This window comes from Citrobacter sp. Ct235 (assembly GCF_030332305.1).
Taxonomy (GTDB): domain Bacteria; phylum Pseudomonadota; class Gammaproteobacteria; order Enterobacterales; family Enterobacteriaceae; genus Citrobacter_A; species Citrobacter_A telavivensis.
This window is the reverse complement of sequence record NZ_JAOWIC010000043.1, coordinates 15915-37391: the sequence shown is the minus strand read 5'-3', so window position 1 is coordinate 37391 and position 21477 is coordinate 15915. Positions and strand designations below refer to the sequence as shown.

The following is a 21477-nucleotide window of genomic DNA, read 5'->3' as shown; positions in this document are numbered from 1 at the left end:
CGGGCGAACGTGCGCCCGGGGTCGTTGTGTGGTCGTTCTGGTGACCTTTATCAGGTCACAATGTGGTTTTGTTCGATAAGCTCCGTCAGCGTGGTTTGTACATTCTCCAGGGTCACCAGTTGTGTGGAGTGATAAGTACTGCCTGTCCCGTCACGGTCAATAGAGATGATGGTGTTGCTGCCGCTGGTGCTGACGCTGAGATAGTTGCCAAGCGTCGCGGTTTGTCCGTTCCAGCCCACCAGCAAATCGCCGATATCAATCTTGTCGCCCTGCGCCAGCGAGAAGTTTTTCCAGGTATCCGTACCGTTACCGCCCGTGGCATCACTGGCGTTGAGCAGGTTGTAGATCAGCGTGTCGCCATACACCGAGCCCACCAGTACATCGCTTTGTGAGGTACTGGTAACCTGCGGGGCGATATCCACCGTCAGCGTGGCGCTGTCGGTATGACCGTGGGTGTCATTCAGCGTGTAGCTAAAGGTCTCCTTCGCCGTGATCGAAGAGAGTGCCACGCCGTTGTTGAGCGTGTAGGTGTACGAACCGTCGGCGCGAATTTGCAGTGAACCGTAGTGGCCCTGAATGGTGGTGGTGGCGCTGGAGTAAGGATCCAGCGTGGCGGTACTGCCGTTAAAGCCGGTGATAGTCAGGCGCGTATCGACGGTGTTCAACTGGTCCATCGCCCCGGCGGAGTCGCTGCCGTCAAAAATATTGCCGGTGACGATATGCGTGCCGGAGGTTTCGAAGTTATCCAGATCGACCGTCGTGCCGGTGATTTTCGGCGTAATGGTTGCCGCGCCTGCCAGCGTGTTATTGCCGGTGAAATTCAGGGTGTAGGTGCCGCCATCCAGTTCCAGCCCGCTCAAATTGACGGTCACGGTGGCACCGCCCAGCGTGATGTTGGCGACCGGCACCGTGCCGGAGCGAATGATCACGCCGTTTTCCACTATCGACCAGTTGATGGTCAGGTTGCCCAGCGTGACCAGCGTTGAGACATCAAAGACGATGGCCGCACCTTTCAGAATGGTGCCCGCTGCGACGTCAAAGGTGCCGCTGCCACTACCGGTTCTGCCAAGTAACCCCCAACTGGCGCTACCGACGGTGGAATCCAGATAGCTCGCGGTGTCCTGAACCGCCGTGGCCAGCAGGGTATCGCTGACATCGTTCACGGCATCCAGCCCACGGGCGGTCGGCTGGATATTGAGCGATGCGGTATCGGTATCCCCGTTGGGTGCTTTCACCGTGTAGATGAAGCTGTCCGGCGTTTTGGTGCCGTCCGCGCCCACGCCGCTTTTCAGGGTGTAGGTGTAGTTACCTTTGGCATCAATGGTCAACGTGCCGTAAGTACCCACAATGGTCGTGGTGCCGGTTGCGGCAATCGCCACACCGTTCACCTGTGTCACCAGCGTACCGACGGGCGCGATGTCGTCGTTCAGCACATTGCCCTGGGTGGAAGTGGTCAGGCTGTCAACGCTGTAAACATGGTCCTCAAGCACGTTAAGGGTGTAGCCGGTGAGCGCCGTAATGCCAAACGCCGGATTCAGCAGGAACAGGTATTCACCGCCCGGCAGGTTCAGCGTCAGCTTATCGGACTGACCGCCCAGCAGCGGCGCGTTTAACCAGTTTTTCTCCACTCGCCACTGCTCAAACTGCTGGGTGACGTCGTTGAAGCGATATATGTACAGATCGAAGCTGGATGCCACCGCCACGCCGCCAATGGAGGATTGCAGCGTCATGGTGCGCGTTGAACCCTGCTCGACGTCGAAAATAATCGGGTTACTCAGTTTGTCCAGTACGCCCAGATCCAGCACGTTGCCCAGACTGACGTTCACCACCGTAAAGCCGCCCTGCGAGGACGTCCCGTTGTTGATGGCCTCCACATGGGTGTCGTAGGGCAGAGTGGCGACGTTATCCACGGCGGTCACGCTGCTGGCCGGCGTGTCATTGCCCAGAGTAATCACCAGCTTCGCCGAGGCGCTGTTGCCGCCGCCGTTGATGGTGTAGGTGAAGCTCTCCGTGCGTCCAATGACCGAGGCAGGACTGTTCGGGTTCAGCGCGTAACTGTAGGTGCCGTCCTGATTGATAGTCAGCGTGCCATAGACGCCCTGAATGACGTTACTGCCAGCACCCAGCGTAAAGCTTTGTCCGTTGGCATTGGTGATGGTGGTGACGACGGTATCCAGTGGGGCGCTGTCGTTATTCAGCACGTTGCCGGTTTGCGGCGTGGACGTGGTGATGGTGCCGGCGCTGGTCTCTTCGACGCTGACGTTCAGTGCGGTATAAGAGCCGGTCGCCAGCAGCGCCGTATTGTAAGTCAGAACCCGATAAGTGCCGCCCTCCAGTCCGGACACGTTCACCGTGACCCCGCTGCTGCCGAGCGTCAACAGATTGGCAAACTGCGACTGCGCGGTGTCGATGACGGTGGTCCATGAGTTGGTCGCGGCGTCATATTTCTGGATCGCCACTTCCTGAGTATTCAGCAACGAGAGCACGACCCCGGTGGTGCTGGCATCGATCACCAGATTTGCGCTGCCGCCGTCCTGAATAGTGAATTCAACGGCTGCCGTATCGTTACCCAACACGTTCGCCACGTTGCCCAGCGCGCCAACCAGCAGCAGGCCATAGTCGCTGAGCTGCTCGCTGGTTACGGTCGCATTTGAGGTGAGCTCCAGATTCTCCACGTTATCGCTGGCCGAGATGGGCAGGGTTGGGGCGGTGACCTGCGTCGGGGTCGAGGCGTTGCCGACGGCGTCCGTGGCGCTGACGCTGATGTTCTCGCCGCTGGTCTGTTTGCGATCAAAGGCATAGGTGTAATTCCCGCTGCTGTTGGCGGTGGTGGTGACCGTTAAGCCCGTGCTGAGGGTGATGGATACCGTACTGCCCGCTTCGGCAGTGCCGCTGATGCTGGCGCCGTCGCTGCTGATGGTGCCGGTTGGTGTAGCCGTGACCGTATCCACGGTGACGGTATAGCCTGATGACAGCGTACTGGTGCCGTTGGTATTGGTGGCGGTAGCGGTGAGGACGTGCGTCCCGTCGGTGATATTGGCCTGCGGAGTCAGCGACCAGTTGCCCTGCGCATCCACGCTGGCGCTACCAATGGAGACACCGTCGCTGTACACCGTGATGGTGGAGAACGGTTGGCCCGTCCCGTTTAACAGCGGCCTGGCGTCATTGGTGGCCTGACCATTGGCCACCAGTCCGGTTATCGACCCTACATCGTCCGTCAGCGAGGCGATAACGGGTGCGCCAGGCAGACCACTGAACGGTGCAATGACGCTGCCGGACGTTCCGGTGTTACCCGCTTTATCCTGGGCGACCACCTGCAACGTTTCTCCACCGACCTGCGCCGGATTAATCAGAATGTTAAAGCTGCCGGTGGTCCCGTCCGCGACGCCGGTTCCCAGTACCGTGCCGTTGCTGCTGGTGATGGTGACGGTGCTGCCAGCCTCTGCCGTCCCGGTGACGTGGCTGCCGTTGGTGACCACCGCCAGGTTGGTCGGCGTGCCGGGCGGGGTGGTATCCACCACGATGGTCGATGCCGCCGACGAGGCGCTGACGTTGCCCGCCGCGTCGGTGGCTTTGGCGGTAAAGGTATGTGAACCCTCTGCCAGTGCGGTAGTGGGGGTAAAGCTCCACGCGCCGCTGGCATCCGCCTGAGTGGGCGTTGGCGTGAGTAACGTCGCACCGTCATAGATATTGATGAATGCCCCCGGTTCGCTGGTCCCTCGCAGTTCAGGCAGGGTGTCATTCGTGCTTTGTCCGCTGCCGACGGGACCCGTGATGTTGCTGACATCATCAAGAATGGTGGCGATCACCGGCGCGTTTGGTGCCAGCGTATCCACCGTGACGCCAAAGCTGGCGGCCGGGCTGACGTTGCCCGCCGCGTCGGTCGCGGTCACCGCAAGGGTATGCGCGCCGTTGGTTAAGGCGGTTGTTGGCGTGAAGGTCCAGTTGCCGTTCGTGCCGACAACAAGGCTGCCAATGACCGTGCCGTTATCGGTAAAGGTCAGCGTGGTGCCCGGTTCCGCCGTGCCGTTAAGCGTGGGGCGGGTGTCGTTGGTGCTCTGATTGGGCGAGAGATTGCCGGTCTGCGGCGCGCTGTCATCGACCACTGACGCGATCACCGGTGCCAGCGGCGCGGCGGTATCCACCGTGATGGCGAAGCTGGCTGATGGGCCGACGTTACCGGCGGCATCGGTCGCGGTGAAGGTCAGCGAATGATTCCCCTGTCCCAGATCGCTGGTGGGGGTAAAGGTCCAGGTCCCGTTCGCCTCGACCGTCACGCTGGCGAGGGGAACACCGTTGTCCACGATGCTGATCGTGGCCCTCGGCTCACCGGTGCCGGTGAAGCCAGGACGCGCGTCGTTAGTGGTCTGACCGTTGGTCAGACTGCCGGTGACCGGGCCAACGTCATCCAGCACATTGCTGATTACTGGCGCGCCGGGCGAAACGGTATCGACCGTCAACGCAAAATTTGTTGACGCTGGCCCGGTATTGCCCGCGCTATCGGTGGCGGTGACTCTCAGCGAGTGGGCCCCCTGAGAAAGTCCGTCCGGTCGGTAGCTCCAGCTCCCGCCTTCGGTCACGGTGGTCGTACCCAGCAGAACGTTGCCATCGTAGACATTAATGGTGCTGCCAGGCTCGCCGGTGCCGGCAACGATCGGGCGGGTATCGTTTGTGCTTTGCCCGCTGGTGAGATCGCCGGTTCCTGGCGTCACGTTATCGGTGACGCTGACGATGATCGGGGCAACTGGCGCAACGGTATCAACCACCACGGTAAAGGCGGTGCCAGGGCTGACGTTGCCCGCGGCGTCCGTCGCGGTCACATTGAACGTGTGCGAACCGTTGCCCAGCGCGGTAGCGGGCGTAAAGGTCCAGGCACCTGAGCCATCGGCTTGCACGGTGCCCAGCAGCGTGGTGCCGTCAAAAATACTGACGGTACTGTTAGCTTCAGCGGTCCCGGCAAGCGTTGGTCGCGTGTCGTTGGTGCTTTGCCCATTGCTCAGCGTTCCGCTATTGGGGGCGACGTCATCGGTAACGGAGTTGATGACAGGAGCCGATGGCGACTGCGTATCTACCGTCAGGGAGAACGCGGCTGACGGGCCTTCGTTACCTGCTGCATCTGTCGCCGTGACGCTCAGATTATGCGGGCCGCTGCCTAACGGGTTATCCGGAGAGAGTGACCAGCTTCCGTCGGTGTCCACCACCACGCTGCCCACGGCGAGACTACCGTCATACAGCGTAACGGTAGAACCTGGCTCCGCCGTTCCCTGGAAGGTTGGCTGAGTATCATTGGTGCTTTGTCCGTTCGCCAGCACGCCGGTTGCCGGGCTGGTGTCGTCGGTGACGCTTTGAATCACCGGGACCCGTGGCGCGGTAGTATCGACGTTCACCGTCCAGGCAGCAGAAGGCGCGCTGACGTTACCCATCGCATCGGTGGCGGTGACGGTTATCGCGTGCGAGCCGGTGGCCAGCGTCGGCGCGGTGAAGCTCCAGTTACCGTTGGTGACCAGCGCGGTGCCGATTTTTACCCCATTGTCATAGACGGTAATCGTACTGCCTTCTTCGCCGCTGCCGCTAAAGTCGGGCGTGGTGTCGTTGGTGCTGCCGCCGTTGCTGATGACGCCCGTCTGCGGCTCGCTGTCATCCACCGCGCTGGCAATGGTTGGTGCCGCCGGTGGCGTGGTGTCCACCACCACCACAAACGCTTGCGACGCGAGGCTGGTATTTCCTGCCGCATCGGTGGCGGTGATGGTCAGATTGTGGCTGCCATCCCCCAGGCTGGTGGATGGAGTAAAGCTCCACGCGCCGTTAACCACCTGCACCTGGCCAAGGGGCGTATTGCCATCGTAAATTGTGATGGTTTCACCGTTGGTGCCGCTGCCGCTCAGCGTGGGGCGGGGATCGTTGGTCGTCTGCCCGCTGGTCAGCGTTCCCGTACCGGGAGCGACATCATCCGTCACGCTGCCAATCGCCGGTTGTGTCGGTGGGGTGAGATCAACAGTGATGTTCACCACGGCGGACGCTTTGCTGCTATCCCCGCTATCGACAACCTGGAAGGTGTGCGGGCCTTCGCCTAACTCGGCGGCGGATGTCCAACTCCAGTTGCCGTTTCCGTCGACCTGAACGTTCGATGCGACAACGCCACCATCGACCAGAATGTTAACCATCGAGTTCGGCGTGGAGAAACCGCGCAGTCCCGGCTGCGTATCGTCGGTGGTTTGCCCGCTCTTCAGGTCGCCCTGAACGCTACCCGTATCATCGACGATGGCGCTGATGACCGGCAGCCCGGTGCCGGAGCCGTTAAAATTAGTGGGATCGCTGTTGTTGCCCGCAGCATCCTCTGCCGTGGCGGTCAGCGAATTGAGACCCGTTTGCGCAGGCGTGACCTGAATCTGGAAGGTGCCGTCCGTCGCCACGCCGGATCCAATGACATTGCCGCCGGTGTCGCGGATAGTCACCGTGCTGCCAGCTTCCGCCGTACCGCTGACCGTTGCGCCATCGGCAGAGATTGTCACCTCCTCCGGCGCTGCCGGTTTAGTCAGATCGACGTTTAGCGCGATGGAGGCAGAAGGTTCGCTGATGTTACCCGCCGGATCGGTGGCCGTTGCCGTCAGCGTGTAATTGCCTTCGGTGAGCGGTGAGTCCGGGACGATCGTCCAGTTTCCGTCGGAATCGACTTCGGCAGTGCCGATAACCGTGCTGCCGTTCGACAAGGTGATGGTGCTGCCGGGTTCGCCGGTGCCGCTAATGGGCAACTCGGGCTGATTGGTGACTGCCGGACTGCCTGGCGAGGTGATAAACGGCGCGTCGGGCACCAGGGTATCAATGGTGATGCCAATCGCATCCGATGGCTGACTGGTGTTGCCTGCGGCATCTTTTGCCGTCACGGTAAAGTTGTAGTTGCCTTCGACAAGGTCGCTGTCCGGAGTGAAACTCCAGACGCCATCAATGACCTCGGCGGTGCCCATCGGCACGCCGTTATTCAGAATGGTGACAATGCTGCCCGTTTCGCCCGTCCCACTCAGCGTCGGGGTGGCATCGTTGGTTTGTCCACCATCGAGCAACGGTCCGCCGTCATCGTTGACGGTCAGCGTTGGCGTACCTGGAGCCTGAGTATCCAAGCGCACGATACGTTCCGGCGAGGTGCTGCTGTTACCGGCAGGATCGGTCGCGGTCACCCGGATGTTATGATCGCCCTGTGACAACGGGCCCGTCGGTTGAAAACTCCAGTTCCCGGAGTTGTCGATAACCAACGGCGACTGTTCAACACCGTCGAGGGTAATGGTGATGGTGTCGCCAGGCGTACCGCTTCCGCTCAGCAGCGGTCGCGTGTCATCGGTATACTGACCGTTATCGAGTATGCCGGTCTGGCTGCCGACGTTGTCGGTGACGGTCAGGTTGGGCACGGCGGGTGGGGTGGTATCCACCAGAATGCCGATTGGTGCGGAGGGCTCGCTGACATTGCCCGCCGGATCGGTGCTGGTGAGGCTAAAGACATGGTCACCTTCATCGAGAGCATCCGACGTGTAGCGCCAGGTGTCGTCAGTTATCGTGACGGTGGTGACCAGAACGCCATTGTCGTAAATGCTGATGATATCGCCATCTGTTCCTGTGCCGCTCAGAACGGGCTGGGTTTCATTGGTCGCCTGGCCGTTGGTCAGTGGGGCATCAGCGCCATCCGTCAGCGTTAGCGTGGGGGCATCAGGCGCGGTGGTGTCCACCGTAATGGTTATGGGGATGGATTTATCGCTGGTGTTGCCCAGAGGATCGCTGGCGGTGACGCTCAACGTGTGATCGCCTTCGCCCAGCGCGGGGCTCGGGGTAAAGCTCCAGCTACCGTTTTCATCAACCTCTGTTTTACCAATGACCGCCGTTCCGTTATACACCGTGATGATATCTCCGGCGGTGCCGCTGCCGCTTAACACCGGCTGTGTTGCATCGGTTACGTCGTTATCCGCCAGTTCACCCACGTTGCTGCCGGTGTTATCCGTCAGGGTTACGAGCGGAATAGCCGGCGGTGTGGTATCGACCGTAATGGTGATGGGAGCAGACGGTGTGCTGGTATGGTTTGCGGTATCAGTCGCCGTGACGGTGAAGGTATGGTCGCCGTCGCCCAGCACCGGCGTGGTGAGCGTCCAGTTGCCGTTGTTGTCTACTGTGGCCGTTCCCGTCAGCGGGGTGTTTGCGTCCAGAATGGTGATGATTGCGCCGGGTTCACCGGTTCCGCTGAAGGTTAGCTGATTGTCATCGGTAAGTTGCCCATCACCCAGATTGCCTTTCTGCGCGCCGATATCATCAACAATCGAACTGACGACGGGGGCATCCGGTGCGGTGATATCCGGCGCCACGACCTCGTACGGCAGGCTGGTATTGCTCGTGGCATCCGTGGCGGTGACGCTCAGCGTTTCACCGTTGGCCTGCGGCGGGTCAAGTGCGATCGCCAGCGTGCCGCTCTCCGGGACCGGACCGGATTGCGCCAGCGTATTCCCGTTACTGTCTTTAATCGTAATCGTACTGCCGGGTTCGGCGGTGGCGGTCAGGATGGTGCCGTCTGCCGAAATGACCGCCGTGGGGGACTGCGGCGGTGTGGTATCCGGTGCTGTGACGTTGGCTGGCGTGCTGTTTTGATTCGCCGGATCGGTCACCGTGGCGGTAAGCGTTTCGCCGTTAGTTTGTGGCGTGTCCAGCGTAACGGTGAAATTCCCTTCGCCGTCGGTTTGACCATGGCCAATCGGGGTGCCGTCCGGATCGCGAATTGTCACTGTGCTGCCGGGTTCCGCTGTCCCCGTCACGGTGGTGCCATCATCCGAAACCTCCAGATTTCCGGCGGGCTGCGGCGGGGTGGTGTCCGGGGCGAGGGTGGTCGCCGGTGGACTGGTCAGATTCGCCGGATCCTTGACGATGGCGGTTAAAATTTCGCCATTGGTTTGCGGCGGGGCCAGCGTGACGGTAAATGAGCCGTCGGGTTGAACAAGTTCAGACCCCAGCGGGGCGTTGTCGCTACCGTAAATCGTCACCGTCGTGCCGGGTTCGGCGGTACCGGTCACCGTTGTCCCATCGTCAGAGACATCCAGATTGCCTGCTGCCTGCGGGGGAGTGGTATCAGGCGCTGTTGTATTGGCGGGCGGACTGTTATTTCCCGCCTTATCCGTGGCGGTCGCGGTCAGAACCTCACCGTTTACCCGTGCCGGATTGAGCGGGAAGCTGAATTTTCCTTCACTATCGGCGGTCACGGTGCCGAGTGTGGTGCCGCTGGCATCTGTAATCGTGACTTTACTACCCGCCTCGGCGCTGCCGGTAAGCACGGTTCCGTTTTGCGAGACGAGCAGATCGTCGGGAACTGCCGGAGGGGTGGTATCCACGGTGACCGAGAATTCCACCGTGTTGCCGCTGACGCCGTCCTCTGTGGTCTGTGTGGCGGTGTAGTTGTGCAATCCTTCAGGCACACCGCTCAGCGCGAACGACCACGTACCGTCGTCGGCGCTCGCCGTCCCGATAGCGATACCGTTTTCGTAAATGGTCACCTCCGCGCCAGGCAGCGCGGTCCCCGTGAGGGTGGGGGTGGTATCCTTCGTAAACTGACCGCTGCCTAACGTCACGGCGGTGGGTTGCGTATCATCAATGATGCCGGTAATGACGGGGGCATCGGGGAAACCTGAGTCGGAACCGAAGAAGGAGGCTTCGTCGCCTTCGTTGCCCGCGGCGTCAGAAATATCGGCATAGAGCTGCTCGGAATCGGTTTGTGCCGAGTTGAGGCGAACGGTAAACCGACCGGTGTCATCGACCTGAATGGAGGCAAGAATATGGTGTTGATTGTCGAAAATCGTGACGACGCAACCTGCTTCTGCGAGCCCGGATACCCAGAGTCCATCTTCAGAAACCGTTAGTCCGGAAACCTCATCCGGGGCAATGGTATCGACGGTAAAGGTGAAATCGCCGGAGACGGCGCTGGTGCTACCGTTTTCGTCTGTGGCGGTCGCGGTCAGCACATGTTCACCGTCAGAAAGGGGCGCGTCGGGTTGATAGTGCCAGTTACCCTGTCCATCGACGACGACGGTTCCCATGACCTGCCCGTTGTCATAGAGGGTGATGAGGGAGCCCGCGTCACCGGTACCAGAAATCATCGGCTGGCTGTCGTTGGTGGTCTGGTTCACCTGAATGGCGCCGGTGATGCCGGAAACGGCATCCACTGCGCCGGTAATCACGGGGGCTGGCGGTGGTGTGGGGTTTTCTCCTCCCGGAGGGTTTGTACCGTTATCGCCGCCGCCGTTGTCTCCGCCGCCGTCATTTCCGCCACCCTCACCCGGTGTACCACCGTTACCGGAACCATCATCAGGATTGCCGTTGTCGTTATCATGATGGCTACTGCCGCCGCCACCCGAGGACGCTATTGCCGCGATCCCACCGGCGGCAACCGCCCCACCCAGCGCCCACGGCCAGATAGCCCCACCTTCGTGAGATTCTCCGGCGGTGACAAGCAGATCGTCAATGGTTGAAATTTGTTCAAAGTGCAGGCCGCTTTCCGGATTTTCCACCCACCACAGTGCGCCGTGACTGTCTTCCAGCACCAGTTGGCTGGTTCCCTGGTCGTTCGCCACATAGAAATTTTTAACGGTCAGTTTTTCACCAGAAGTAAAGACGATCACCAGATCCTGATTCACGCGAGTCAGTTGGCTGATATCGCTACGCTCTGCGGATAATTTCACAATGGAAGGGGCATTAAGTGTGACTTCAGAGGCTTCAACATTGGTGGAAACGCCCGTCAACTTGGATATAACGGCGAGAAGACGCATATGTTCACTCCTGATGGCTTGCTCTGTGCATTAATTCTTTAAAATCACCGGGCAAGGAAAATGAGCAGACGAGCGATCCCGTTCATCAGGTCGATGAATTGTCGCCGGTGATTTCAATGTGATGGTCACGCAGATGATGGTTTCTGTTGTGTTGAATAACCCTTTGTTTTTTGTGATTCACTGGTACTTTCGTATTAGATGATATAGTCAGAAAGCGCTCATCCTGCAACTTAAGGCATATTTGTGATTTGTTTAGCGAGGGTGAAATATATGCTTTTTTACGCCATCTGGCGAAGCATAACAACCTGGTATAACAAGAGAGGTTAACTTATCTTTCTGTGTTATAAGGTTTTCTTTGATTGATGTGAGCAGGATTGATAATCGATTTCTTACACAAACTGTATTGTTATTTCTGAATGTTAAAACGTCAAAAAAAATTATTTGAAGTATTGGGCAATTGGGCTATGTCCATAATATGAAAATGGCTGAGGATATATTCTTGGCAGTTTTGATGTTTCAACAGAAATAGAAATAAAGGCGGGGAGAATATATTTTTGGAGGTCCAATATGTCAATAATAATGACCCGTCCCAAATAGAGAGACAGGTCACACAGTAATGCGCTCAACGACCTGCATGTTTCATAATGCGCGCTTTATCCAGTTGCCATTCACGATCCTTCAGATCGGAACGCTTGTCGTGCTGTTTCTTACCCTTCGCCACGCCAATTTTGACTTTGCACCAGGCATTTTTCCAGTACAGAGAAAGGGCGACAACGGTGTAGCCTTCACGATTCACTCGACCATACAGTGAGTCAAGTTCACGCTGATTCAGCAGCAGTTTACGGGTACGGGTGGGATCGCATACCACGTGCGTGGAGGCCACCGCCATTGGCGTAAAGTTAGCGCCGAACAGGTAAGCTTCACCGTCTTTCAGGATCACGTAGCTGTCGCCGATGTTGGCCTTACCGGCGCGCAGGGATTTCACTTCCCACCCTTGCAGGGCGAGTCCCGCTTCGAACTCTTCTTCGATAAAGTATTCGTGTCGCGCACGCTTGTTGAGCGCGATGGTGGCTGAGCCAGGTTTGTGTGCTTTTTTCTTCGTCATAGTGCCGCTCAGTATAGGTAATCTGGAATCGAAAAACACCCCATTTCATCCTTCGGGGGGCAAGGGGATATCTTAGCATGAACAAGGTTGTACCCTGTTGTGGGATAGCGTTTTTTTTACCTTGCGATAAATGATATTATTTGTTCGATTTTTGTTGATGGAAATAGCTATGCCGCAGATTAGTCGAACCGCGTTAGTCCCTTACAGTGCGGAACAGATGTATCAGTTAGTGAATGATGTTCAGTCCTACCCTCAGTTTTTACCGGGTTGCACCGGCAGCCGCGTTCTCGAGTCTACGCCAGGACAGATGACGGCTGCGGTGGATGTCTCTAAGGCGGGGATCAGTAAGACGTTCACCACGAGAAATCAGTTAACCAATAACCAGAGTATCCTGATGCAACTGGTCGACGGTCCGTTCAAAAAACTGATTGGCGGCTGGAAATTTACGCCGTTGAGTTCGGATGCCTGCCGTATTGAGTTTCATCTCGATTTTGAGTTTACCAACAAACTGATCGAGCTGGCGTTTGGTCGTATCTTCAAAGAGCTGGCATCCAATATGGTGCAGGCTTTCACGGTTCGTGCCAAAGAGGTCTACCGTGTCGCCTAAGATTGTCGTTGAGGTGGCCTACGCGCTGCCTGAGAAACAGTATCTGCAACGGGTGACGTTGCAGCCGGGGGCGACGGTCGAAGAGGCTATCCGCGCGTCGGGGTTACTGGAACTGCGTACGGACATCGATCTGACAAAAAACAAAGTCGGTATCTACAGCCGTCCGGTCAAGCTGGCGGATGTGTTACAGGATGGCGACCGGGTTGAAATCTATCGTCCACTGATTGCCGATCCGAAAGCGTTGCGCAGACAGCGGGCAGAGAAATCGGCGAAAAAATAGCGGATAACAAAAAAGGTGCTCACAGAGCACCTTTTTTGTTATCAGAAGACAAGCCTATCGGTTGTCGGTCAACGCAGGCTTGTTATCGATATTGGTCAATACGCCGCTGCTGTTGAAGGTCAACGTCAGCGTTTGCTGCGTGACGCCTTCATGGCCCGGCTGTTGACGGAACACATAGAACCAGGTGTTGGTGCCAAACGGATCGGACATCATCGGCGTACCCAGCGCATAGGCAACCTGCTGTTGCGTCATGCCCACACGAATTTTGGATACATCGTTCGCAGTCAGATAGTTCCCCTGGTTGATATCAGGGCGGTAAACCACTCGCTCCAGAGTGGAACAGCCTGCGGTCAACATCAATAATACTGCTGCGGCAGCAGTCAGCGTTTTACAGCGCATAGTGATTTGATTCCTTTTCGGGCCCGAGCAGTACGTGGCTCATATGTAATATGCCGATGATAATAGACCTTTCACCACTTTAAAACCTTTTGCTTACGGGTCCGACGGCGTTTTTGTTGTCTACTCTGACCGTTGAGGTGCAAAAAAGTTTACGCCGCCAGCAGTTCTTTCGCATTTGCGAGGGTGTTTCGCGTCACTTCGCTGCCGCCCAGCAGGCGCGCCAACTCCTGCAACCGTGCGCGTTTGTCCAATGGTTGCATATGCGTTTCGGTCATTTCGCCGTCCGTCTCTTTGCTGACAAAAAAGTGCTGATGACCGCATCCCGCCACCTGCGGAAGGTGGGTAACGCACATCACCTGGGTCGATTCTCCGAGCTGACGCAGCAATTTTCCGACGACTGCGGCGGTTGGGCCGCTGATGCCAACATCGACTTCATCGAAAATCAGCGCAGGGGTTTCCATCTTACGTGCGGTAATCACCTGAATCGCGAGGGCAATACGCGACAATTCTCCCCCGGAGGCCACTTTGGCAATCGGCTGCATCGGCTGACCTGGGTTGGTGGTCACTTTAAACTCGACGCGGTCCGCGCCGTCCTCGCTCAGATGATGCTCATCAAACGTGACGTCGATGGTGAAACGACCGTGCGGCATAGAGAGTGAGTGCATACTCTTGGTAATCAGGGTGCTCAGTTCTTGTGCATAATGCTGACGCTGCTCATGCAGCGCCTTCGCCGCCTCCAGCGCCTGCAGGCGATGTTTATTCACCGACAGGGTCAGGGTTTCCAGTGAGTCGGCCTGATCGTCAAGTTGCTGCTGTTCCTCCAGCAATGACTGATAATATTGCGGCAGCGCTTCCGGACTAACATGATGTTTACGGGCCAGTGAAATTTGCTTCGAGATGCGCTGTTCCAGTTCGAACAGCCGATTAGGATCTAAATCCAGTCGATCGCAATAGTGGCGCAATTCGTCACTGGCTTCCGTTAATTGAATGGTCGCCTCTTCCAGCATATCGAGAATGCCTGAGAGTTTACCGTCCATACCGACCAGTTCACTGACCAGTTGCTTCGCGGTATACAGCTGACTTTGCAGGTTAACGTCTTCACCGTCCGCCATCAGCGATAGCGCATTCTGGCTGGTGGAGAGAAGCTGACCGCTGTTGGCCAGGCGCTTGTACTCTTCATCAATCAGCTCAAACTCACCCGCCTGCGGGTTAAATTCGTTCAGCTCTTTAAGCTGATACTGCAGCAGTTCTGCACGGGCGGCACGTTCCTGGCTCTGCTGCTGGTGGTGTGCTAAATCACGGCAGCTCTGGTGCCAGAGTTGGTAGCGCGCAGCCATATCCTGTACCAGCACCGATTCATTCGCGTAGCCATCGAGCAGGGATTTTTGATGTTCGGCTTTAGTCAGCAACTGATGCGCGTGCTGGCCGTGAATTTGAATGAGCCGTTGCCCCAGTTCGCGAAGCTGAGAGAGCGGAACCGCCGTTCCGTTGATAAAGCCACGGGAGCGCCCGTCGCTACTGATCACGCGGCGAAGTAAACACTCACGTCCTTCTTCAAGCTGGTTTTCTTCCAGCCAGCGCTGGGCAGCAGGTGTGTCTTTCAGCGAAAAGCGGGCGCACAGGTCGGCACGGCTGGCGCCAGCACGAACCATGTCGGCTTCAGCACGACCGCCGAGGCACAGGCCGAGCGCATCAATTGCAATGGATTTACCCGCCCCGGTTTCACCGGTGATGACGGTCATTCCGCTCTGAAAATCGATCTCAAGTTCACGAACGATAGCAAAATTGCTGATGGTCAATTGTGCCAACATAGCTGTTTTCCTGTATGAAAAACCATAACTGTAATTACATACAGTATAAACTGGTTTTTTATACAGTAAAGAGGTTGGCGTTAAATTAAAATAATTTTTTTGACCAGCCCAGCTTGGTGCTTAATGTATTGAAATAGCTGTAATCTTTTGGGTGGATCAGATTCAGGTGGTAATCACAGCGACGGATCAGCACATCTTCACCTTCCTGGATCGGCAGCGCGATCTGGCTGTCGCAACTGATTTCGAGATCGTTACGGCGATGCGAGAAGCGTAGCCGAATGGTGCTGCTGCTGTTGATGACCAGCGGACGCGCCGAAAGGGTATGCGGAAACATCGGTACCAGCGTAATGGCGTCAAGTGACGGGGTCAGAATCGGCCCGCCGGCTGACAGGGAATAGGCGGTGGAACCGGTTGGCGTTGAGATAATCAGACCATCGGAACGCTGGGAGAAGGCAAAGCTTTCGTCAATATAGACTTCAAACTCAATCATGTGCGCAACCTTGCCGGGGTGCAGCACGACCTCGTTAATGGCGGTACTGATGCGCTTCTGACAGTCCTTCTGACAGACCTGCGCTTCCAGCAGAAAACGTTTTTCCGCGACGTAATGGCCTTCCAGCACGTCGGCGAGTTGTTGCTGTGCGTTATCGGGATCAAGGTCCGTCAGAAAGCCAAGATTGCCACGGTTGATGCCGATCACCTTGATGTCGTATCGTGCCAGGGTACGCGCTGCGCCGAGCATGTTGCCGTCGCCGCCGACGACGACCGCGAGGTCTGCCTGCTGACCAATCTCCGCCAGGGTGCCGATTTTCACATTCTTCAACTGCAACTCGTGAGCGATTTGCTGCTCGACAATGACCTCATACCCTTTAGTGCATAACCAGCGGTAGAGCATTTCATGTGTCGTGAGTGCCGTGGGGTGACGAGGATGCCCCACAATGCCGATACACTTGAAATGATTATTCATTTTTTCGAGGTCCTTGTGATGAAGATTGATGACAATGTGAGTGCTTCCCTTGAAACCCTGAATCTGATCCCCATAATAAGCGAAGTTAGCGAGATGAATGCGAAAAAAACGCGGAGAAATTCATGAGTAGTAAAGAACAGAAAACGCCTGAGGGGCAAGCCCCGGAAGAAATTATCATGGATCAGCATGAAGAAGTTGAGGCGGTTGAACCAGACGCTTCTGCTGAACAGGTGGATCCGCGCGATGAAAAAATTGCGAATCTGGAAGCGCAGCTTACTGAAGCTCAGACCCGTGAACGTGATGCGGTGCTGCGCATAAAAGCGGACATGGAAAACCTGCGTCGTCGTACCGAGCTGGACATTGAGAAGGCGCACAAGTTCGCGCTCGAGAAGTTCGTCAATGAACTGCTGCCGGTGATTGATAGCCTGGATCGCGCGCTGGAAGTGGCGGACAAAGCCAATCCGGATTTGAAGCCGATGGTGGAAGGGATCGAACTGACCCTGAAATCCATGCTGGATGTCGTGCGCAAATTTGGTGTTGAAGTGATCGCCGAGACGAACGTCGCGCTGGATCCGAACGTGCATCAGGCGATTGCGATGGTCGAGTCTGAAGACATCGCGCCGGGCAACGTGCTGGGTATCATGCAGAAAGGCTATACGCTGAACGGTCGTACGATCCGCGCGGCAATGGTCACCGTCGCGAAGGCGAAAAGTTAATATTTCGGCTATTTGTATTGCCGGATGGCGCTGACGCTTATCCGGCCTGTGGCCCGTTGGAATATCCGCGGGCCGTTGTCGTTACTCTGCGACGCTTTCCCGCAGCGGTTTAACGGGTAACACTTTGACCTGCTTAATCATATTCTCCTGAACGTCGAGAATATCGATATCGTATTGACCGATGCGCACGCGTGTGCCCGCAATCGGGATCTCTTCCAGCGCCTCCAGAATCACGCCATTTACTGTACGCGCGTCGTCTTCCGGTAGGTGCCAGTTAAACGCTTTATTAATTTCCCGCACGTTGGCGCTGCCATCGATGATCACCGAACCGTCATTTTGCGGCGTCACTTCTTCAGCAAGCGTAGGTGACATCGAGGTGGTAAAGTCGCCGACAATCTCTTCGAGAATATCTTCTACCGTGACCAGCCCCTGAATATCGCCATATTCATTGACGACCAGACCGACTTTCTTTTTATTGCGCTGAAATTTGATGAGCTGCGTGCTGAGCGGTGTACCCTCCGGGACGAAGTAAATCTCATCGGCGGCGCGCAGCATCGTCTCTTTGGTGAACTCTTTTTTTTCCGACATCAACCGCCAGGCTTCGCGGACGCGCAGCATGCTGATGGCGTCGTCCAGCGAATCGCGGTACAGCACAATGCGCCCGTGCGGCGAGTGTGACAACTGACGCACGATAGACTTCCAGTCGTCATTGATATCAATACCGATGATTTCACTGCGCGGCACCATAATGTCATCCACGCTGACCTTTTCCAGATCGAGCACCGACAGCAGCATGTCCTGGTTACGCCGGGAGATTTGTGCGCGGGATTCATTCACGATGGTGCGCAGCTCATCCTTACTCAGCGAACCACTGATCACGATGTCGGTTTTAATGCCCATCATGCGCATCAGCAGTCGGGTGATGGTGTTGAGCAGCCAGACCAGCGGCATCATCAGAATCTGCAAAGGAGCCAGCAGGAAGCTGCTGGGATAGGCCACCTTTTCCGGATACAGCGCGGCAATGGTTTTCGGCAGGACCTCGGCAAATACCAGCACGACGAAGGTCAACACGCCGGTGGCGATGGCAACACCTGCATCGCCATACAGACGCATACCGACAATAGTGCCGAGCGCCGAGGCGAGGATATTGACGAGATTATTGCCAATCAGCACCAGGCTTATCAGGCGATCGGGTTTACGCAGTAGCTTTTCAACGCGCTTTGCCGGACGATTCCCCTGTTTAGCCAGGTGGCGTAAGCGGTAGCGATTCAGGGTCATCATCCCGGTTTCGGAACCGGAAAAATAGGCGGAGATGACCACCATGACGATCAGTGTGACGATCAGCGTGGTGGTGGAGATGTGTTCCAGGGGGCGCCTCCTTTAAGGCTTAGCTGACAAACTGCTGCAATATCCGGCTACCGAAATAGGCCAACGTCAGGATCCCAGCGCCCGCGACGTTAAACCACACGACACGACGACCGCGCCAGCCTTCATGATAATGCCCCCACAACAGAACAATATAGACAAACCATGCGATGATAGAGAGAACCGCTTTGTCGATATTTTCCATGCTGAACAGATTGTGCATGTAAAACAGGCCGGTACACAGGGTGAGCGTCAACAGGACTACGCCAATCTGCGTAATGTGGAACATCTTGCGCTCAATGCTCATCAGCGGCGGCATTTCATTATTGAACGCCAGCTTTTTGTTTTTAAGCTGATAGTCGATCCAGGCCAGTTGCAGCGCGTACAGCGCGGCGATAATGAGCGTTGCATAGGAAAACAGCGACAGCCCGATGTGGATCATCATCCCCGGCGTGGCTTCGAGATGGGTAATGAATTCGTTTGGCATGAAGGTCGCGAAGGCCAGATTGATCAGCGCGAAGGTATACACTACCGGCAGCAACAGCCAGCCACGGTTGCGTGAGGCGACAATCGTCATCACCGTACAGATCATCAGGCTAACCAGCGAGCCGACGTTCAGCAGGCTCAGGTTTTGTCCGCTGTCGCCACCCGGCAGAATGCGGGCTTCAAGTGCGATGGCGTGACACACCAGCGCGACAACCGCAGAAAGAATGGCCATACGCCGCCAACCGCTGTTTTTTTGCAGCAGTGCGGGGACGATCAGCGCGAGGCTGACGGAGTAGGCGACAAGGGCGAGCAGAGCAAAAACGGGCATAGTGGTGTCGACAGTTGGCCAGTGAGAAAGAGAAGCAGTATAGCGTTACGTGACCGCGGCTCCAACCGTTGCATAACAACAAAGACGGCTTCATGTTATACTGCGGCAAATTTATATACATGTGTCGCTTAAGCGACCAACCGTTTCCACCCCAGGCGAGAGACAATGTTTGATAATTTAACCGATCGTTTGTCGCGCACGCTGCGCAACATCAGTGGCCGTGGACGCCTTACTGAAGACAACGTTAAAGAGACGCTGCGCGAAGTGCGCATGGCGCTGCTGGAGGCTGACGTTGCGCTGCCGGTAGTGCGAGAGTTTATCAATCGCGTAAAAGAGAAAGCGGTTGGACATGAAGTCAACAAGAGCCTGACGCCAGGACAGGAGTTCGTCAAGATTGTCCGTAACGAACTCGTGGCGGCGATGGGTGAAGAGAACCAAAGTCTGAATCTGGCTGCGCAGCCGCCGGCCGTGGTGCTGATGGCGGGTCTGCAGGGTGCCGGTAAAACGACCAGCGTCGGTAAGCTGGGTAAATTCCTGCGCGAAAAGCACAAGAAGAAAGTGCTGGTGGTCTCTGCCGACGTGTATCGCCCGGCGGCGATCAAACAGCTGGAGACGCTGGCAGAGCAGGTCGGCGTTGATTTCTTCCCGTCGGATGTCGGTCAGAAGCCGGTCGATATCGTTAACGCGGCGTTGAAAGAAGCCAAACTCAAATTCTACGACGTGCTGCTGGTGGATACCGCCGGTCGTCTGCACGTTGACGAAGCGATGATGGACGAAATCAAACAGGTTCATGCCTCTATCAATCCGGTAGAAACCCTGTTTGTGGTTGACGCGATGACCGGTCAGGATGCGGCGAATACCGCGAAGGCGTTCAACGAAGCGCTGCCGTTGACCGGCGTGGTGCTGACCAAAGTTGACGGTGACGCCCGTGGCGGTGCTGCGCTCTCTATTCGCCATATCACCGGTAAGCCGATCAAATTCCTCGGCGTTGGCGAGAAAAACGAGGCGCTGGAGCCGTTCCATCCGGACCGTATCGCGTCACGTATTCTCGGCATGGGCGACGTGCTGTCGCTGATCGAAGATATCGAAAGTAAAGTTGACCGCGCGCAGGCTGAGAAGCTGGCGACTAAACTGAAAAAGGGCGATGGTTTCGACCTGACCGATTTCCTGGAACAGTTGCGGCAGATGAAAAACATGGGCGGCATGGCGAGCCTGATGGGCAAGCTGCCGGGCATGGGCCAGATCCCGGACAACGTGAAGTCACAGATGGATGACAAAGTGCTGGTGCGCATGGAGGCGATCATCAACTCGATGACGCTGAAAGAGCGCGCGAAGCCAGAAATCATCAAAGGGTCCCGTAAACGCCGTATCGCGCAGGGTTGCGGTATGCAGGTGCAGGATGTTAACCGCCTTCTGAAACAGTTCGACGACATGCAGCGCATGATGAAGAAGATGAAGAAGGGCGGAATGGCGAAGATGATGAGAAGTATGAAAGGGATGATGCCTCCCGGATTCCCCGGTCGTTAATCTTTATAGGCCTGGCTTATTTGCCATTTCGGCACCGGGGTGTGCTCGCCGTCCTCACGTACTGCGTGTACGCTCCGGTGGCTGCGCGCACGCCGGCACCGAACTGGCTGCACCGCCGACGGCCTTCTGCGACAGAGTTTTCAACTGCTGATTGCAATTTCCCCAGAAATCAGTAAAATTTTCGGGCTTTTAATATGACACCCGGGCTCCGTTCCTCGATGGGGCCCGGTTGTTTTATTCACACAAGAGGATGTTATGGTAACTATTCGTTTAGCTCGTCACGGCGCTAAAAAGCGTCCGTTCTACCAGGTTGTTGTTACTGACAGCCGTAACGCACGTAACGGTCGCTTCATTGAGCGCGTTGGCTTCTTTAACCCAATCGCTAGCGAAAAAGAAGAAGGCACTCGCCTGGATCTGGATCGCATCGCTCACTGGGTTGGCCAGGGCGCGACCATTTCTGATCGCGTAGCTACGCTGATCAAAGAAGTAAGCAAAGCAGCTTAATCTGTCACGGTGGTCATGATGAGCAAGCAACTCACTGCGCAAGCACCCGTGGACCCAATTGTCTTAGGGAAAATGGGATCGTCTTACGGTATTCGTGGTTGGCTCAGAGTGTTTTCTTCCACTGAAGACGCCGAAAGCATTTTTGACTATCAGCCCTGGTTTATCCAGAAGGCGGGTCAGTGGCAGCAAGTACAGCTGGAAAGCTGGAAGCACCACAATCAGGATCTGATCATCAAGCTGAAAGGCATTGAAGATCGGGATGCTGCGAATCTACTGACCAATTGCGAAATTGTCGTGGATTCTACGCAACTGCCAAAACTGGAAGAGGGTGACTACTACTGGAAAGACCTGATGGGCTGCCAGGTAGTGACTACAGAAGGTTACGATCTCGGGAAAGTCGTCGACATGATGGAAACCGGATCGAATGACGTCATCGTCATTAAGGCAAACCTGAAAGATGCGTTTGGTATCAAGGAACGCCTCGTGCCGTTCCTCGATGGGCAGGTTATCAAGAAAGTCGATCTCACTACGCGGACTATCGAAGTAGATTGGGATCCTGGTTTTTAAACCACCGGATAAGCGGTAAATGACGGCG

Annotated in this window: 13 protein-coding genes; 6 read left to right on the top strand and 7 right to left on the bottom strand. The window is 56.5% G+C overall.

Features of this window, described 5'->3' with window-relative positions; translation table 11 throughout:
- Nucleotides 1-50 precede the first annotated feature (50 nt).
- Nucleotides 51-10790 (bottom strand): BapA/Bap/LapF family large adhesin, encoded by a 10740-nt coding sequence (locus tag OGY35_RS09300; protein ID WP_286632113.1) that lies wholly within the window; start codon nt 10788-10790, stop codon nt 51-53.
- A 622-nt stretch (nt 10791-11412) separates the two neighbouring features.
- A complete protein-coding gene (gene smpB / locus OGY35_RS09295) occupies nt 11413-11895 on the bottom strand; it encodes an SsrA-binding protein SmpB (protein WP_046498167.1) in 483 nt (160 codons plus the stop codon).
- Nucleotides 11896-12064: 169 nt separating this feature from the next.
- Here smpB and OGY35_RS09290 point away from each other — a divergent pair, with 169 nt between their 5' ends.
- Together OGY35_RS09290 and OGY35_RS09285 are read left to right on the top strand one after the other, a co-directional pair.
- A complete protein-coding gene (locus OGY35_RS09290) occupies nt 12065-12502 on the top strand; it encodes a type II toxin-antitoxin system RatA family toxin (RefSeq protein WP_199800597.1) in 438 nt (145 codons plus the stop codon).
- Complete coding sequence (locus OGY35_RS09285; protein ID WP_178828435.1) at nt 12492-12782, top strand: RnfH family protein; 291 nt, start codon at nt 12492-12494, stop codon at nt 12780-12782. Before OGY35_RS09290 ends, OGY35_RS09285 begins: the two co-directional genes overlap by 11 nt.
- Nucleotides 12783-12836: 54 nt before the next feature.
- Here OGY35_RS09285 and bamE read toward each other — a convergent pair whose 3' ends face one another.
- The 3 genes from bamE to nadK form a co-directional block, all read right to left on the bottom strand.
- Nucleotides 12837-13181, bottom strand: a complete 345-nt coding sequence (bamE, locus tag OGY35_RS09280; protein ID WP_152402720.1) for an outer membrane protein assembly factor BamE — start codon at nt 13179-13181, stop codon at nt 12837-12839.
- 149 nt (nt 13182-13330) lie between these two features.
- Nucleotides 13331-14992, bottom strand: coding sequence for a DNA repair protein RecN (gene recN / locus OGY35_RS09275; protein ID WP_286632107.1), 1662 nt, complete (start codon nt 14990-14992; stop codon nt 13331-13333).
- An 85-nt stretch (nt 14993-15077) separates the two neighbouring features.
- Nucleotides 15078-15956 carry an NAD(+) kinase gene (gene nadK, locus OGY35_RS09270; RefSeq protein WP_042325929.1) on the bottom strand — a complete coding sequence of 293 codons (879 nt, stop codon included), beginning with the start codon at nt 15954-15956 and terminating at the stop codon, nt 15078-15080.
- Between the two features lie 122 nt (nt 15957-16078).
- Here nadK and grpE point away from each other — a divergent pair, with 122 nt between their 5' ends.
- Nucleotides 16079-16672 (top strand): nucleotide exchange factor GrpE, encoded by a 594-nt coding sequence (grpE, locus tag OGY35_RS09265; protein WP_286632106.1) that lies wholly within the window; start codon nt 16079-16081, stop codon nt 16670-16672.
- Between the two features lie 81 nt (nt 16673-16753).
- On the opposite strand, the gene OGY35_RS09260 is transcribed toward grpE, so the two are convergent.
- Both OGY35_RS09260 and OGY35_RS09255 read right to left on the bottom strand, forming a co-directional pair.
- On the bottom strand, nt 16754-18040 hold the full coding sequence (locus OGY35_RS09260) for an HlyC/CorC family transporter (RefSeq protein ID WP_102601129.1): 1287 nt from the start codon (nt 18038-18040) through the stop codon (nt 16754-16756).
- A 19-nt stretch (nt 18041-18059) separates the two neighbouring features.
- Nucleotides 18060-18851, bottom strand: a complete 792-nt coding sequence (locus tag OGY35_RS09255) for a cytochrome C assembly family protein (protein ID WP_152402729.1) — start codon at nt 18849-18851, stop codon at nt 18060-18062.
- Between the two features lie 165 nt (nt 18852-19016).
- On the opposite strand from OGY35_RS09255, the gene ffh reads away from it, so the two are divergent.
- From ffh to rimM, 3 genes are all read left to right on the top strand, one after another.
- Entirely contained in the window at nt 19017-20378 is a 1362-nt protein-coding gene (gene ffh, locus OGY35_RS09250) for a signal recognition particle protein (RefSeq protein ID WP_046485408.1), read from the top strand.
- Between the two features lie 255 nt (nt 20379-20633).
- Entirely contained in the window at nt 20634-20882 is a 249-nt protein-coding gene (gene rpsP, locus OGY35_RS09245) for a 30S ribosomal protein S16 (RefSeq protein WP_042325918.1), read from the top strand.
- 18 nt (nt 20883-20900) lie between these two features.
- A complete protein-coding gene (gene rimM / locus OGY35_RS09240) occupies nt 20901-21449 on the top strand; it encodes a ribosome maturation factor RimM (RefSeq protein WP_046485398.1) in 549 nt (182 codons plus the stop codon).
- Nucleotides 21450-21477 lie beyond the last annotated feature (28 nt).

Bases quoted from the DNA above. Each gene is read 5' to 3' on its own strand.
- OGY35_RS09255 (WP_152402729.1), bottom strand. From the start codon at position 18,851: ATGCCCGTTTTTGCTCTGCTCGCCCTTGTCGCCTACTCCGTCAGCCTC.
- recN (WP_286632107.1), bottom strand. From the start codon at position 14,992: ATGTTGGCACAATTGACCATCAGCAATTTTGCTATCGTTCGTGAACTT.
- bamE (WP_152402720.1), bottom strand. From the start codon at position 13,181: ATGCGCTGTAAAACGCTGACTGCTGCCGCAGCAGTATTATTGATGTTG.
- ffh (WP_046485408.1), top strand. From the start codon at position 19,017: ATGTTTGATAATTTAACCGATCGTTTGTCGCGCACGCTGCGCAACATC.
- nadK (WP_042325929.1), bottom strand. From the start codon at position 15,956: ATGAATAATCATTTCAAGTGTATCGGCATTGTGGGGCATCCTCGTCAC.
- OGY35_RS09300 (WP_286632113.1), bottom strand. From the start codon at position 10,790: ATGCGTCTTCTCGCCGTTATATCCAAGTTGACGGGCGTTTCCACCAAT.
- rpsP (WP_042325918.1), top strand. From the start codon at position 20,634: ATGGTAACTATTCGTTTAGCTCGTCACGGCGCTAAAAAGCGTCCGTTC.
- grpE (WP_286632106.1), top strand. From the start codon at position 16,079: ATGAGTAGTAAAGAACAGAAAACGCCTGAGGGGCAAGCCCCGGAAGAA.
- OGY35_RS09290 (WP_199800597.1), top strand. From the start codon at position 12,065: ATGCCGCAGATTAGTCGAACCGCGTTAGTCCCTTACAGTGCGGAACAG.
- rimM (WP_046485398.1), top strand. From the start codon at position 20,901: ATGAGCAAGCAACTCACTGCGCAAGCACCCGTGGACCCAATTGTCTTA.
- smpB (WP_046498167.1), bottom strand. From the start codon at position 11,895: ATGACGAAGAAAAAAGCACACAAACCTGGCTCAGCCACCATCGCGCTC.